This is a genomic window from Anoxybacillus sp. MB8 (assembly GCF_011006755.1).
In the GTDB taxonomy this organism is placed as follows: domain Bacteria; phylum Bacillota; class Bacilli; order Bacillales; family Anoxybacillaceae; genus Anoxybacillus; species Anoxybacillus gonensis.
The window spans coordinates 147190-160603 of the sequence record NZ_RXXX01000001.1 but is presented as its reverse complement, the minus strand read 5'-3'; the positions used below and the strand labels follow the sequence as shown (position 1 = coordinate 160603).

General features: G+C 39.7%; 17 protein-coding genes and 2 pseudogenes. 16 read left to right on the top strand and 3 right to left on the bottom strand.

Translation table 11 applies throughout. The features are described 5' to 3' along the window. The 5 genes and pseudogenes from istB to EKC99_RS00915 all read left to right on the top strand — a co-directional run. Positions 1-303: pseudogene (istB, locus tag EKC99_RS00935) on the top strand (IS21-like element IS5376 family helper ATPase IstB); the annotation flags it as partial. Positions 304-594: 291 nt separating this feature from the next. Then, positions 595-2214, top strand: coding sequence for a recombinase family protein (locus EKC99_RS00930; protein ID WP_163149974.1), 1620 nt, complete (start codon positions 595-597; stop codon positions 2212-2214). Positions 2215-2227: 13 nt separating this feature from the next. Continuing rightward, positions 2228-2962 (top strand): annotated as a pseudogene (locus EKC99_RS00925) (spore photoproduct lyase family protein); the annotation flags it as partial. 69 nt (positions 2963-3031) lie between these two features. Beyond that, a complete protein-coding gene (gene mntR / locus EKC99_RS00920) occupies positions 3032-3460 on the top strand; it encodes a transcriptional regulator MntR (RefSeq protein ID WP_009373920.1) in 429 nt (142 codons plus the stop codon). Between the two features lie 75 nt (positions 3461-3535). After that, the gene (locus EKC99_RS00915; protein WP_163149971.1) at positions 3536-4414 is read left to right on the top strand and encodes a patatin-like phospholipase family protein; all 879 of its coding nucleotides are present in this window, start codon (positions 3536-3538) and stop codon (positions 4412-4414) included. A gap of 15 nt (positions 4415-4429) precedes the next feature. Here the strand turns inward: EKC99_RS00915 and EKC99_RS00910 are convergent, their stop codons facing one another. Further along, complete coding sequence (locus tag EKC99_RS00910; protein WP_163149968.1) at positions 4430-4771, bottom strand: SA1362 family protein; 342 nt, start codon at positions 4769-4771, stop codon at positions 4430-4432. 20 nt (positions 4772-4791) lie between these two features. Then, complete coding sequence (locus EKC99_RS00905) at positions 4792-5721, bottom strand: DUF1385 domain-containing protein (RefSeq protein WP_163149966.1); 930 nt, start codon at positions 5719-5721, stop codon at positions 4792-4794. 115 nt (positions 5722-5836) lie between these two features. Between EKC99_RS00905 and EKC99_RS00900 the strand changes: the two genes are divergently transcribed. The 4 genes from EKC99_RS00900 to efp are packed head-to-tail and all read left to right on the top strand — an operon-like array spanning position 5837 to position 8525. Beyond that, positions 5837-6400, top strand: coding sequence for a YqhR family membrane protein (locus EKC99_RS00900; RefSeq protein WP_019416943.1), 564 nt, complete (start codon positions 5837-5839; stop codon positions 6398-6400). Positions 6401-6438: 38 nt separating this feature from the next. Continuing rightward, positions 6439-6885: a type II 3-dehydroquinate dehydratase gene (gene aroQ, locus EKC99_RS00895; RefSeq protein WP_009373912.1), complete on the top strand. Its 447-nt coding sequence runs from the start codon at positions 6439-6441 to the stop codon at positions 6883-6885. A gap of 2 nt (positions 6886-6887) precedes the next feature. Next, the gene (locus EKC99_RS00890; protein WP_163149962.1) at positions 6888-7949 is read left to right on the top strand and encodes a M24 family metallopeptidase; all 1062 of its coding nucleotides are present in this window, start codon (positions 6888-6890) and stop codon (positions 7947-7949) included. Between the two features lie 18 nt (positions 7950-7967). Beyond that, a complete protein-coding gene (gene efp, locus EKC99_RS00885) occupies positions 7968-8525 on the top strand; it encodes an elongation factor P (RefSeq protein ID WP_004889583.1) in 558 nt (185 codons plus the stop codon). A 69-nt stretch (positions 8526-8594) separates the two neighbouring features. Here efp and EKC99_RS00880 read toward each other — a convergent pair whose 3' ends face one another. Further along, entirely contained in the window at positions 8595-9077 is a 483-nt protein-coding gene (locus EKC99_RS00880) for a GNAT family N-acetyltransferase (protein ID WP_200890837.1), read from the bottom strand. Between the two features lie 229 nt (positions 9078-9306). On the opposite strand from EKC99_RS00880, the gene EKC99_RS00875 reads away from it, so the two are divergent. From EKC99_RS00875 to spoIIIAF, 7 genes are read left to right on the top strand one after another with little or no spacing between them, the layout of a single operon-like run. Then, positions 9307-9579 carry a YqhV family protein gene (locus tag EKC99_RS00875; RefSeq protein WP_009373908.1) on the top strand — a complete coding sequence of 91 codons (273 nt, stop codon included), beginning with the start codon at positions 9307-9309 and terminating at the stop codon, positions 9577-9579. Positions 9580-9592: 13 nt separating this feature from the next. Then, positions 9593-10516 (top strand): stage III sporulation protein AA, encoded by a 924-nt coding sequence (spoIIIAA, locus tag EKC99_RS00870; protein WP_163149959.1) that lies wholly within the window; start codon positions 9593-9595, stop codon positions 10514-10516. After that, positions 10517-11029, top strand: a complete 513-nt coding sequence (spoIIIAB, locus tag EKC99_RS00865) for a stage III sporulation protein SpoIIIAB (protein WP_163149956.1) — start codon at positions 10517-10519, stop codon at positions 11027-11029. A 15-nt stretch (positions 11030-11044) separates the two neighbouring features. Then, positions 11045-11251, top strand: coding sequence for a stage III sporulation protein AC (gene spoIIIAC / locus EKC99_RS00860; protein ID WP_004889589.1), 207 nt, complete (start codon positions 11045-11047; stop codon positions 11249-11251). Between the two features lie 18 nt (positions 11252-11269). Further along, positions 11270-11659 (top strand): stage III sporulation protein AD, encoded by a 390-nt coding sequence (gene spoIIIAD / locus EKC99_RS00855; protein ID WP_026011550.1) that lies wholly within the window; start codon positions 11270-11272, stop codon positions 11657-11659. A 4-nt stretch (positions 11660-11663) separates the two neighbouring features. Beyond that, positions 11664-12827, top strand: coding sequence for a stage III sporulation protein AE (gene spoIIIAE, locus EKC99_RS00850; RefSeq protein ID WP_163149953.1), 1164 nt, complete (start codon positions 11664-11666; stop codon positions 12825-12827). A 16-nt stretch (positions 12828-12843) separates the two neighbouring features. Next, entirely contained in the window at positions 12844-13413 is a 570-nt protein-coding gene (gene spoIIIAF / locus EKC99_RS00845; protein ID WP_163149950.1) for a stage III sporulation protein AF, read from the top strand. Position 13414 lies beyond the last annotated feature (1 nt).

Here is a 13414-nt window from a genome sequence, read left to right as displayed (position 1 = left end):
AAAAAGCTTCGTGTCTTTGTGAAGCCAACCGTTCTCATTATTGATGAAATGGGGTATCTAAAACTGGACCCGAACAGCGCTCATTACTTATTTCAAGTGATCGCCCGGCGGTACGAGCATGCCCCGATTATCCTCACCTCCAACAAAAGCTTTAGGGAATGGGGAGAAATCGTGGGAGACTCGGTTTTGGCGACAGCGATGTTAGATCGATTACTGCATCATTCCATCATTTTCAACCTAAAGGGGGAAAGCTATCGATTACGGGAAAAAAGACTCCAACAAGAAAAACAGAAGGATCAATGAGGTCCTTCTGGGGAATTTTAAACCGGCGATTTTGGGAAAAAAATAATCGGCCTTGACAATTTACAAATTTTCATTCTACACAATGAAAAAAATAGGCTCAAAATTGACGATATGAGCCGACAATATAAAACAACAATTTTATTTGAATAGAGTGGGGGGCTATTTATATCTTTCAGAAATTTTTCGTCTGTCTATACGATGCGAGCTATTCCGTAAACAGACACATGATTTTTGCGAGACGATAATATATAATAAAGTAAATAATATGTTTTTGTAAGGGTGTGATTATATTTGAAAATAGCAGTATATTGTCGGGTAAGTACAGATACTGAAAATCAATTACACAGTTTAGAGAATCAGCAAAAGCATTACATACAGTATGCACAAGAAAAGGGCTATGAAATAGTAAAAATATATGCAGATGAAGGGCTTTCGGGTACAAACGTAAAACGAAAAGAGTTTTTAGCAATGATATATGATGCAGGATTAGACATTAAAAAAGATGAAGATGGCAAATATATTTTTTCTGTTTCAGACCGCAAACCAAAATTTGAGTACATTATTACGAAAGATGTCAGCCGCTTTGCTAGAAATGTAAATGCAATTGAAATTGCACAAATGTTGCGTGAAAAAGGGGTATATATTTTATTTGAAAATGTTGGGATTGATACAAAAGATGTAAACTATCGTTTTATGCTCAACATGTTTTTAAACTTTGCGGAGCATGAATCGGTAGACCGATCAAAAAAAGTACAATTTGGATTAAAGAGAAGAGCAAAAGAGGGTAAATATCATTTTAGCGAAAGAATGTTTGGCTATATTTACGACACTGAAAATAAATGTGTTCGTATTGTTGAAGAAGAAGCGGCAATAGTACGAGAAATTTATGAGATGTACACAAAGCAAAAAATAGGCTCAAGAAAAATAGCCGATATTTTAAACGAAAGAGGTATAAAAACGACACATGGTAAAATATTTACAGCCAGCAGGGTAACAACAATTTTAAAGAATGAACACTACACCGGAACAGTAACATTGAACAAATGGACAATTGGAGAAGTTACTTCTACAAATAGAAAACGAAAAACAAAAGATGAAAGCGAATGGATTAGAGTTGAAAATGCCATTCCTGCAATAATAGACCGTGAAACATGGGAAAAAGCACAACAAATAATGAATGAACGTTCACAAAAAATAGGCGTTCATAAGCGAGGATTAAAAACACCGATAGATGAATTTTCAAAAAAAATTGTATGCGGTAAATGCGGTTCAAATTATATCAGAAATGCTCAAACGCAAAACGGAAACAAATATTATTTCTATAATTGTGCAAATAGACGCAGAACAAAACAATGCGACAATAAAAGTGTATCACTTTTGAGATTAGAAAAGGGCATTCAATACTATATGAATAAGGGATTACACAAAGTTTTAAACAGAATGAAAGATGGTATGATTCAGGGATTGAAAGAAAAAATTTTAAAGCTAGAACAGAAAAAGGATAGGGCTAAACATGAACGAAAGAGCATTGAACAGCAGATTATCGAGAAAAAGAAAGAGATTGATTTATTGATTGAATCATTTTTAAAGCAAAAAGGTAGTGAAACAGTAGCAAAGATCATAGAGAAAAAGATTGAGCACTTAGAGAATGAGAGGCAAGCATTAGAACGTCAAAAACTAGAATATGATGATATAGAAATTGATAAAGAGATTGAACGGGCAAAGATGGAAATTGAGATTATAGAAGATATGTCAAAACGGAAAATATTCACACGTCAAGAAGTATTAGAGCGTATAGCATGTATTACAGTAGATGAAGAAGGGGAAATAGGCTATATTTTCGGGCTTACAGATTCATTTAAGCCGAATGTAGAAGAAGTGAGAGAATTTTTTACAGAGAATATGCTATAATTTATTGCTTTTGTATTTACAGACGACGCTTGGAAGCAAGCCTTACATTCGTGTGTACGTCAATCTGGATGATATTTTTGCTCAAGCGAAAGCATACATTGATGAACGCGCTCCAGAAATTACGCGCTTTGAAGCGGCTTGTACGTCCGATATTGTCGGCATCGATCATTTGACGCATGCTTTAAAAAAAACGATTGAATTTATTGGAGCGACGGAATACGGCCGACTTCGTTTTGTCACAAAATATGAACATGTGGATCATTTGCTTGATGCAAAGCATCATGGAAAAACACGCTTTCGTTTTAGCGTCAATTCACGGTATGTTATTCAAAACTTTGAACCGGGGACGTCCTCGTTTGACGCACGGTTAGAGGCGGCGCGAAAAGTGGCGCATGCTGGCTATCCGCTCGGATTTATCGTCGCTCCAATTTATATGCATGACGGTTGGGAAGAAGGATATTTTGAACTGTTTGAACGACTGAACACAAACTTGCAAGGCATCGACTTAACGAATTTAACGTTTGAATTAATTCAACATCGCTTCACTAAACCGGCGAAAACGGTTATTCAAAAACGATATCCGAAAACGAAGCTTGACCTTGATGAAACGAAACGAAAATATAAATGGGGACGATACGGCATCGGAAAATATGTGTATCGAGATGAAGAAGCGAATCGGCTAAATGACACGATTCGCTCCTATATTGCGCAATTTTTTCCCGAAGCGACGATTGAATATTTTACGTAAATAGTTGTCATGCTTGGTAAACATGTTATAATCATAATGATTGCGGATGTTTGTTTAGGAGGGGAACGTATGCCAACACCAAGCATGGAAGATTATATTGAACAAATTTATATATTGATCGAAGAAAAAGGATACGCTCGTGTATCAGATATTGCTGAAGCGTTATCTGTTCATCCCTCCTCTGTGACAAAAATGGTTCAAAAGCTTGATAAAGACGAATATTTAGTATATGAAAAATATCGCGGTCTTGTGCTCACTCCAAAAGGAAAAAAAATCGGGAAACGACTCGTGTATCGCCATGAGTTGCTTGAACAATTTATGCGTCTCATTGGTGTAGATGAAGAAAACATTTATCGCGATGTTGAGGGAATCGAACATCACTTAAGCTGGAATGCAATTGACCGCATCGGTGACTTAGTACAATACTTTGAGGAAGATCGGTCACGTCTTGAAGCGCTTCGCAACATTCAAAAGCAAAACGAGCAAGAACAGGCATAAACGCTTGTTCTTTTTTGTTTTTTTATGCTCAATCTCTCCCATTTTTCATACATATATGGCGAGGGAGGGAAGGGCATGGAGATTGACGGTGTATTTTCAGGCGGAGGGGTCAAAGGTTTTGCGTTAATCGGGGCATATGAGGCGATCGAGGAAAAAGGTTTTCGTTTTAAGCGGCTTGCTGGTACGAGCGCAGGAGCGCTCATTGCTTCGTTTATTGCATCGGGATTTACAAGCAAGGAAATCGTGGACATGATGGAAGAAATGAATTTAATGGACTTTCTCGATGAGCGACATACAATCATTCCGTATGCATGGTTAAAATGGCTCGTCCTTTATTGGAAAATGGGGTTATATAAAGGAGAAAAGCTTGAACGATGGATCGCCGAGCAGTTAAGTAAAAAAGGCGTGTACACGTTTGCTGATTTGCCACATGAACGATTGCGCGTCGTCGCTTCCGATTTAACGAATGGGACGATGCTTATTTTGCCAGATGATTTGCCGAAATACGGCATTGATCCTCTCCGCTTTTCCGTCGCAAAAGCAGTAAGAATGAGCGTCGGTATTCCTTATTTTTTTGAGCCTGTACGGTTAAAGACGGACGAAGGGAAGCATATTGTCGTTGATGGCGGCTTACTAAGCAATTTTCCGATTTTTTTATTTGATGAAGAACGGAAAAAGCGACCTGTTCTTGGCATCAAACTGAGCGCAAGACAAGCGCAAAAAGCAAAAAAGAAAATTAATAATGCCATTGATTTGTATGAAGCGTTGTTTCAAACGATGCGCGAGGCGCACGATGAACGATACATTTCACGTCGCCATGAAAAAAACATCATTTTCCTTCCTGTCAAACATGTCGTTGCCACCGATTTCTCAGTGACGGACGAAGAAAAAAAGAAGCTCATTTCGTTTGGAAAAGAGCGGACAGAACAATTTTTAAAAACGTGGACGTATTAAAAGAAAAAAATCGGGTTAAAAAGAGGCCCGATTTTTTTTCTTTCCTTTTTTCCCTTCAATGACTGTCAAATGAGTGGCGTGTTTTTTCTTTAAAGCGGTTGGGCGCGGTTGTTTTTTCGACGTCGGCTTCGTTTTTTGATGGTGGAGTTTTTTCGATTGTTTTACCGCTTTTTGATATGAACGACTAAAGCTTTGTCTTTGTATCCATTTATATATGCCATAAAAGACAGCTGCGACCAATCCGATGAGAAACACTTGTTTTAACAACTGCATCGGATCGTTCCATAGACGATAAGAAAAACCAAAAATAGCGAACACAATAAGCAAAGTGATAAGCGGGAATGGGCGCCGACGCAATCGATCCACCTCCTTTATCGTTACACCACTTCTTCTTGCTGTTTCGTCGCTTCTCCCTCTAACTCAAGCAAACGTTGAAATGATGCGATAGCTACTTCCACTTGATCATTAGTCGGTTCTTTCGTTGTTAATAGTTGTAGCCATAAACCAGGGTAGCCAAACCAACGCAACACAGGAACATGTCGTAACGCGTTTGTTATTTGTAATACTTCAAAAGATAATCCTAATACAACTGGAATGAGCGCTAGTCTGTTTAGCACGCGCACCCAAAGCGGTTCGGTCGGGACGAACATGTAAACGAATACGCCGATGATGACAGTAAATAAAATGAAGCTGCTCCCACAACGATAATGAAGACGAGACTGTTGTTGTACATGTTCAACCGTCAACGGTAAACCATTTTCGTAGGCATTAATTACTTTATGTTCCGCTCCGTGATATTGAAACAATCGTTTAACAAGTGGCGTAAGCGAAATAAAGTAAATATAACCTAAAAGTAAAAGAAGTTTAAAACATCCTTCTACAAGTATTTGTGCTGTATTCGATGGGAAAATCGGTCTCGTTAATTCAGCCAAAAATACAGGAATAAGGGTAAAAATAAATTTTCCGAATAGAAACGATAATACCCCAATGAGCGCAACACCTAAAATCATCGTCCATTTGGACGGGGGTTCAGCTTGCAACGTTTCATCTTCGGTCGGATCGAGGTCGTATCGTTCGCTTGAAAATTGTAAATGTTTCGATCCGTTTGCGCTTGCTTGAATAATGGCAAAAATGCCGCGAAGAAACGGAATTTTTTTAAATGAAGCAAGCGTTTTGTTTGTTTCGCGTGGAACGTGAAAATACTCAATCGAACCGTCTTTGCGGCGAATAGCTGTGACAGAATGATGGCGTCCAGCAAACATGACTCCTTCAATGACCGCTTGCCCACCATATACGTTTTTGCTCATAAGAAGACACCAACCTATTTTCTTTTTTCTTATATTCTACAAGAAAACGATAAAAACCTCTAGGTCGATGTATTGTTTGCATTTGTATTGTTGCCAAAAATGAGAAACGATACACATGAGATCCAACATTTTGGACAAGATAAAAAAGGAGGTGATGACTGTGCAAACAAAAACGAAACAAGATGCACAACTTGAACAAAACAAAAGAGAAAAACCAATGCCCGTTTTAGCAAAAGTCGCGCTGATCGGTTTTATTGGGGGCGTGTTTTGGAGCTTCCTTGCATATTGTGCTTATTTTTTTCATTTTACAGAAGTAGCGCCAAATTTCATTTTGCAGCCGTGGGCGATCGGTGATTGGAAAAACGGAGCGCTCGGTCAGGCAATTGCCATTTTGTTCATTGGCCTTGCTTCTGTCATTGCTGCGCTTGTATACTATGCTTTTTTAAAAAATCGTCAAGGCATTTGGCCGGGAGTTGCTTTCGGCATCGGGTTATGGGTGCTTGTTTTTTACGTATTAAATCCGATTTTTCCTCAATTAAAAGCTGTTCCACAACTTGAGCGAAATACAGTTGTAACGATGGTATGCTTTTACATTTTATATGGGATGTTCATCGGTTATTCCATTTCGTTTGAAGTTGCAGAGATGAGGCGACAAAAACAGGTCGATGTGGTAAAATAACCATATGTATTTTCATCAGTAAAGGGGGGAGAGGGGGAATGGTTCGATTCCTCCTTTTAAACGGTCCGAACTTAAATCGTCTCGGTATGAGGGAGCCGCACATTTATGGGCATACGACACTTGCTCAACTAGAAAAACAGTTAACAGAATTCGCTAGTGAATATGGGGCGGAGTTAACGTGCTATCAAAGCAATTATGAAGGGGCGTTAATTGACCAAATTCATCGGGCGGAATCGTTATATGACGGGATCATTTTCAATCCTGGGGCGTTTACGCATTACAGCTATGCGTTGCGAGATGCGATCGCAAGCGTACAGACACCAGTCATTGAAGTACATATTTCAAACATTCATGCAAGAGAGGCGTTTCGTCATCAATCTGTTTTAGCTCCGGTGACAGCTGGGCAAATTGTCGGACTAGGTATAAACGGATATCGGTTGGCGATTTTAGCGTTGCTCGATATGGTTGAAGGGAAGGGGAAATAGCATTGGATAAAGTACAAAAACTTCGCACACAATTTGCTGAGCACGGCATTGATGGATTTCTTATTACAAACGAATATAACCGTCGCTATATGACAAATTTTACAGGAACAGCTGGTGTCGCTTTAATTAGTGAAACAGATGCCGTATTTATTACAGATTTTCGTTATGTCGAACAAGCAACGAGACAAATTGAAGGATATGAAATTGTGCAACATACGCAAACGCTCATTGAAGAAGTGGCAAAACAAGTTGAGCGATTAGGCATTCAAAAGCTTGGATTTGAGCAAGACGATCTTTCATATGCAACGTTCTCATCATACGAAAAAGCGCTCAAAACAACGCTTATTCCGGTTTCCGGTGCGGTTGAAAAGTTACGCTTGATTAAGTCGGAAGCAGAGATTAAGATATTAAAGGAAGCAGCCGAGATTGCCGATGCCGCCTTTCGTCATATTCTCGATTTTATTCGCCCAGGTGTCCGTGAAATAGACGTGGCAAATGAGCTAGAATTTTTTATGCGCAAACAAGGGGCGACAAGTTCATCATTTGACATCATCGTTGCATCCGGTGTGCGCTCAGCGTTGCCACATGGGGTAGCGACAGAGAAAGTGATTGAAAAAGGCGAGTTCGTCACGCTTGATTTTGGCGCATATTATAAAGGGTACTGCTCCGACATCACGAGAACCGTTGCGGTTGGCGAAGTAAGCGATGAGTTAAAGCGCATATACGATGTCGTGTTACAAGCCCAGCTTCGTGGTGTCGAACATATTCGTGCAGGAATGACAGGGCGAGAGGCAGATGCGCTCACACGCGATTACATTTCTGCTTGCGGATTTGGTGAGTATTTTGGGCATTCCACAGGTCATGGACTCGGCATGGAAGTGCACGAAATGCCGGCGTTGTCGATGCGTTCGGATACGGTGCTACAGCCGGGGATGGTTGTGACGGTCGAACCAGGCATTTACATAGCAGGATTAGGCGGTGTTCGCATTGAAGATGACATCGTTATTACAGAAAACGGCAATGAGCGGCTCACTCTTTCACCAAAAGATCTCATTACTTTATAGACGTAGGAGGAAATGAACATGATTTCAGTAAACGATTTTCGTACAGGCTTAACGATTGAAGTTGACGGTGATATTTGGCGTGTCATTGAATTCCAACATGTGAAACCAGGAAAAGGAGCGGCGTTCGTTCGTTCAAAACTTCGCAACTTGCGCACTGGCGCGATTCAAGAAAAGACGTTCCGCGCGGGTGAAAAAGTAAACAAAGCACAAATCGACAACCGTAAAATGCAATATTTATATGCAAACGGTGATCAACACGTATTCATGGATATGGAATCGTATGAGCAAATCGAACTTCCTGCAAAACAAATTGAGCATGAATTAAAGTTTTTAAAAGAAAACATGGAAGTATTTATTATGATGTATCAAGGCGAAACGATTGGGGTCGAGTTGCCAAACACAGTTGAGTTAAAAGTTGTTGAAACAGAGCCAGGCATTAAAGGGGATACAGCATCTGGCGGTTCAAAACCAGCAACGTTAGAAACGGGTCTTGTCGTTCAAGTTCCGTTCTTCGTCAACGAAGGCGACGTACTAATCATTAACACAACAGACGGCACATACGTATCACGCGCATAATAAAAAATTGTAAAGTTAAGGATTCAGCTTGTCGAAAGTCGACAAGCTGAATTTTGTGTATGTAAGCTTTTAGAGGTTCAATACCATTCTTATCGTCTTTAAAACATGACCTTCAAACTCCTCATCAAATTCTTTTACAACTTTAAATCCTTTAGCTTCATAGAAGGTTTTTCCGATTTGATTATCTTTTTCAACATTGACATAAATTTCATTTACACCGTTTATTTGCATCCCTTTTTGTAACAAGGCTGAGCCGATTCCTCTGCCTTGTTGTTCTGGATGAACATAAATAGCCCATAATTCAACCTTTCCATCTTCTCTCACTGAAGAAAAATTAGCAAATCCTACAATGTTGTTTTCTACTTCAGCTACAAAAAGAGTAGAGTGTTGTAATCGTTGTTTCATTCGCTCGTCGCTGTAAGCCGATTTTAAAAAATTTTCTTGCACATCTGAAGGAATAACACCCTCGTAAGTAGCATTCCAAGTTACTTTGGCTATATCTTGAACTTGTTTTATATCTTCTTGTTTCATTTTACGAATGATGTATATCATCTTCATTATCTCCTTCATTTGTTATTTAGCATACCGTTTGATTTCCTATCCTTCACTAAAACAATTGGCAAAAAGTTTCTTCACTTAATTATGACGTTTCACACTAGTATTGTATGATTTATCCTTTTTATCTACAAACACATTTCCTGATGAATTTTTCCTTTCTATACTTCTGAATTCGCTTGTTTCAGCATACGTTGTACTAGCACCGTTGTACAAGGAGGATGCGATGAAAATTGATGCAACTGTTTGGACGATGGCGAGTTTACGTTTTTTATCTGCAGCCATTGAATTATGTGCAGCGATTGTCATGTTATCGCTCAATGATGTAAAAAAGGCGATTGCCGTCAATACATTGCTTGCTGTCGTTGGCCCAACCATTTTTTTAGTCGTTATGATGATTGGTCTTGTTGCAGTGGCAAACGAGCTGTCATTGTTTAAGCTCGTATGGATTGGTGCAGGAGTCATATGTATATTCATAGGCATATATGTCGTGAAGTAAAGGAGGGAAGAGGATGCAAGCGGTTTTTGACATGTTGCCTAAAGGGATCGTTCATGCGATTCAATCATTGCCTATCGCTTCTCAATTGACGATTGAAGAAATTCGTATTCGCATCGAACGACCGCTTGAAGTCATTGCAGGCGGGAGGTCGTACATATGTCCGCATGTTGTACAAATGGAAGAAGGGATCGAACTATTAAATAAATTAAGCCAATATTCTCTCTACACAATCGAAGAAGAGTTAAAAAAAGGATACATTACTATTCAAGGTGGACATCGCGTCGGTTTAGCTGGAAAAGTGATTGTAGAAGATGGAAAAGTAAAAGCGATTCGACATATTACGTCATTTAACATCCGAATGGCCCGGCAACAAATCGGCATGGCTGCCCCCCTTCTCCCTTATTTATACGACGGTCGGTGGCTTAATACGATGATCATCGGTGCACCTCAAACAGGAAAAACAACGCTCCTTCGAGATATTGCACGCATCGTCAGCAGCGGAGTGACAGAGCGGCATATTGCTCCTCGAAAAGTCGGCATCGTCGATGAACGGTCAGAAATTGCCGGCTGTGTCAAAGGCATTCCGCAATTTACATTCGGCTATCGCATCGATGTGCTCGATGCATGTCCGAAAGCGGAAGGGATGATGATGATGATTCGTTCGATGAGCCCGGACGTTTTAATTGTTGATGAAATTGGAAGTGAAGCGGATTGTACGGCCATTTTGGAAGCGGTTCATGCAGGAGTTGGTTTATTTATGACAGCGCACGGTCGCCATATGGCAGACATCGTGAAACGTCCAGCGCTACGTCCAATTATGGAACAAGCTATATTTGAACGATTTGTTGAGTTAACAAATGTCGGACGTCCAGGAACGATTCAAGCGATTCGTGATTCACATGGGCGCGATATATATCGAAAGATGGGCGTGATGTGAATGAAATGGATTGGGGCGATATGTATTATATTAGCAACGACATGGTCAGGATTTGAAGCGTCGCGACTTTTACGAGAGCGCACAAAACAGTTGCGCCAGTTAAAAATGGCGTTGCAGTCTCTTGAAGCAGAAATTATGTACGGGCATACACCTTTAATGGATGCTTCCCTTCGATTATCACAGCAACTATCGCGACCGTTATCATGGTTGTTTGAAGCGTTTGCGCATAAGTTGCAAAAAGGGACGATGAACGCTCGGCAAGCGTGGGAAGAAAGCTTGCACGAAGTATGGAAAATGACCGCCTTAAAAGAAGGAGAGTTTGAAATTATGAAACAGTTTGGCGAAACGCTTGGACAGTACGATCATGAAATTCAACAAAATTACATTCGTTTAACGATGGTGCATTTAGAGCGAGAAGAAGGAGATGCCATGGAAAAACAGCAACGGTATGAAAAAATGATGAAAAGTTTAGGAGTATTAACCGGCATTCTCATCGTGCTTTTACTCATATAGAGGAGGACATTCAAAATGGGCGTTGACGTAGATTTAATTTTTCGTATTGCTGGCGTAGGGATTGTCGTTGCTTTTTTGCATACCGTTTTAGAAGGGTTTGGAAAAAAGGAATATGCTCAATGGGTGACGCTGCTAGGATTTATTTATATTTTGTTTTTAGTTATTTCGATTGTCCAAGATTTATTTCAAAAAATTAAATCTGTTTTTTTGTTTCAAAGTTAGGAGGGAGTACCCATTGATATTTTACAAATTGTCGGGCTTGGGCTTATCGCAACGTTTTTAGTAACGATTTTAAACGAACATAAGTCGAATATTTCACTTTTGCTGACCGTTTTTGTCGGAACAGTTATTTTTTTATTTTTAATTGATCGCATTCAAGACATTTTTCGCATGGTACAAACGTTAGCAAATGAAGCGCACGTTCAAACGGTATACGTCGAAACGATTTTAAAAATTATTGGTATCGCTTATATTGCTGAGTTTGGTGCGCAAATTTCTAAAGATGCCGGGCAAGGAGCGATTGCTGGAAAAATTGAACTAGGTGGAAAAATTTTAATTTTAGCCATGGCCATCCCAATTTTAACAGCTCTTATTGAAACAATTTTAAGCTTTCTTCCGATGAAGGGGTGATGAGATGAGGCGCGCTCCCATTTTATTTTTTTTCTTTCTCCTTTTTTTCTTGCCTTCCGTTGTACAAGCATCACCGCCAACAAATGAATTAGTCAAACAACAAGCTGAACAAGTTGGGGTTGAATCGATTAAACAATATTGGGATCATATCGTTCAACAGTATGGAGGGTTATTGCCTGAAAGTCAAAAAGGATCTTTTTGGCAGTTTATAAACGGCGAAAAACAATTATCGCTCAGCGAATGGCTGCAGGCGTTTATGAAATTTTTATTGTACGAGCTAATGGCAAATGGAAAATTGCTTGGTACACTCATTTTATTAACGGTATTTAGTTTATTTTTACAGTCGCTACAAAATGCGTTTTCACATCATGCTGTCAGCAAAGTCGCTCATGCGGTTGTTTATATGGTGTTGATGATTATTGCACTAAATAGTTTTCATGTTGCTGTTACGTATGTGAAAGAAGCCATTCAGACGATGACGAGTTTTATGATCGCCCTTTTACCGATTTTGCTTGCGCTTATGGCGTCATCAGGTGGTGTAGTATCCGTAGCTTTTTTTCATCCGATTGTCTTGTTTTTTATGAATATCACAGGAACGATCATTGAACATTTTTCACTACCGCTTCTGTTTTTAGCAACGATTTTAAGCATTGTTAGTTTATTAAGCGAACATTATAAAGTAACGAAATTAGCAGATTTGTTGCGCAACATTAGCATCGGTTCACTTGGTGTGATGCTCACCATTTTTTTCGGTGTATTGTCTATCAAGGGAGCAACAACAGCTATTGCTGACGGGATAGCGATACGAGCAGCTAAATTTGTGGCAGGAAACTTTATTCCGATTATCGGGCGAATGTTTACGGACGCGGCAGATACGGTCGTGACCGCTTCCGTTCTATTAAAAAATACAGTTGGCTTGTTCGGTGTCACTTTATTACTTCTTATTGCAGCGTTTCCAGCGATCAAAATTTTAGTCATCGCTCTCATTTATCAACTAGCTGCTGCGATATTGCAACCGATGGGGGGAGGCATCGTCATTTCCTGCTTGAGTGTAATTAGCAAAAGCATGATGTATGTACTCACCGCCCTTTTGATCGTATCGCTTATGTTTTTTTTAAGCATGACGGTTATTATTGCAGCAGGAAATTTAACGATGATGGTTCGCTGAAAGGGGAATAGACGTTGTGGGACTGTTGACTGAGTGGATTTCCCATATCATTACATTCATCTTGCTCGCCGTTGTCATTGAACTCATTTTGCCAAACGGTTCATTTCAAAAATACGTCAAGATGGTTGTCGGTTTATTGTTTATTTTCATTTTATTTTCTCCGCTTCTTCGGTTACTTCATGGAGATGTCAATACGTGGTTTGCTTCGATTCAGCAACAACAAAATGCAACGCTTGAAAATGACATTGAAAAAAAGAAAAAAGAAATACAAGCCTCACAACGTGCATATATTTTAGAACAAATGGCTGTCCAGCTAAAGAACATAGCGTCTGAGGAGTTGATGCGCACATATGGTTTAACGGTGACGGACATTTCATTAACGATCGGGGAGTCGGAACAAATCCCTCCTCCGATTGAGGCGATTACGGTGGAGTTAGCAGAAGAAACGACCTCTGTTGTTAAACCGATTCGCATTCAATCTTCGTCGTCGATCACAGAAAAACACGACGACATCGCCCGCTTTTTAGCACAAATGTGGGGAGTAGATCCACAGATGATTACGATTCATCTTGAAAGGAGGGAGTAGG

Coding starts and splice junctions, on each gene's coding strand:
- EKC99_RS00875 (WP_009373908.1), top strand. CDS start 9,307: ATGAAAATTGATGCAACTGTTTGGACGATGGCGAGTTTACGTTTTTTA.
- EKC99_RS00900 (WP_019416943.1), top strand. CDS start 5,837: ATGAGATCCAACATTTTGGACAAGATAAAAAAGGAGGTGATGACTGTG.
- efp (WP_004889583.1), top strand. CDS start 7,968: ATGATTTCAGTAAACGATTTTCGTACAGGCTTAACGATTGAAGTTGAC.
- EKC99_RS00905 (WP_163149966.1), bottom strand. CDS start 5,721: ATGAGCAAAAACGTATATGGTGGGCAAGCGGTCATTGAAGGAGTCATG.
- spoIIIAC (WP_004889589.1), top strand. CDS start 11,045: ATGGGCGTTGACGTAGATTTAATTTTTCGTATTGCTGGCGTAGGGATT.
- spoIIIAA (WP_163149959.1), top strand. CDS start 9,593: ATGCAAGCGGTTTTTGACATGTTGCCTAAAGGGATCGTTCATGCGATT.
- spoIIIAB (WP_163149956.1), top strand. CDS start 10,517: ATGAAATGGATTGGGGCGATATGTATTATATTAGCAACGACATGGTCA.
- aroQ (WP_009373912.1), top strand. CDS start 6,439: ATGGTTCGATTCCTCCTTTTAAACGGTCCGAACTTAAATCGTCTCGGT.
- mntR (WP_009373920.1), top strand. CDS start 3,032: ATGCCAACACCAAGCATGGAAGATTATATTGAACAAATTTATATATTG.
- spoIIIAE (WP_163149953.1), top strand. CDS start 11,664: ATGAGGCGCGCTCCCATTTTATTTTTTTTCTTTCTCCTTTTTTTCTTG.
- EKC99_RS00915 (WP_163149971.1), top strand. CDS start 3,536: ATGGAGATTGACGGTGTATTTTCAGGCGGAGGGGTCAAAGGTTTTGCG.
- EKC99_RS00880 (WP_200890837.1), bottom strand. CDS start 9,077: ATGATATACATCATTCGTAAAATGAAACAAGAAGATATAAAACAAGTT.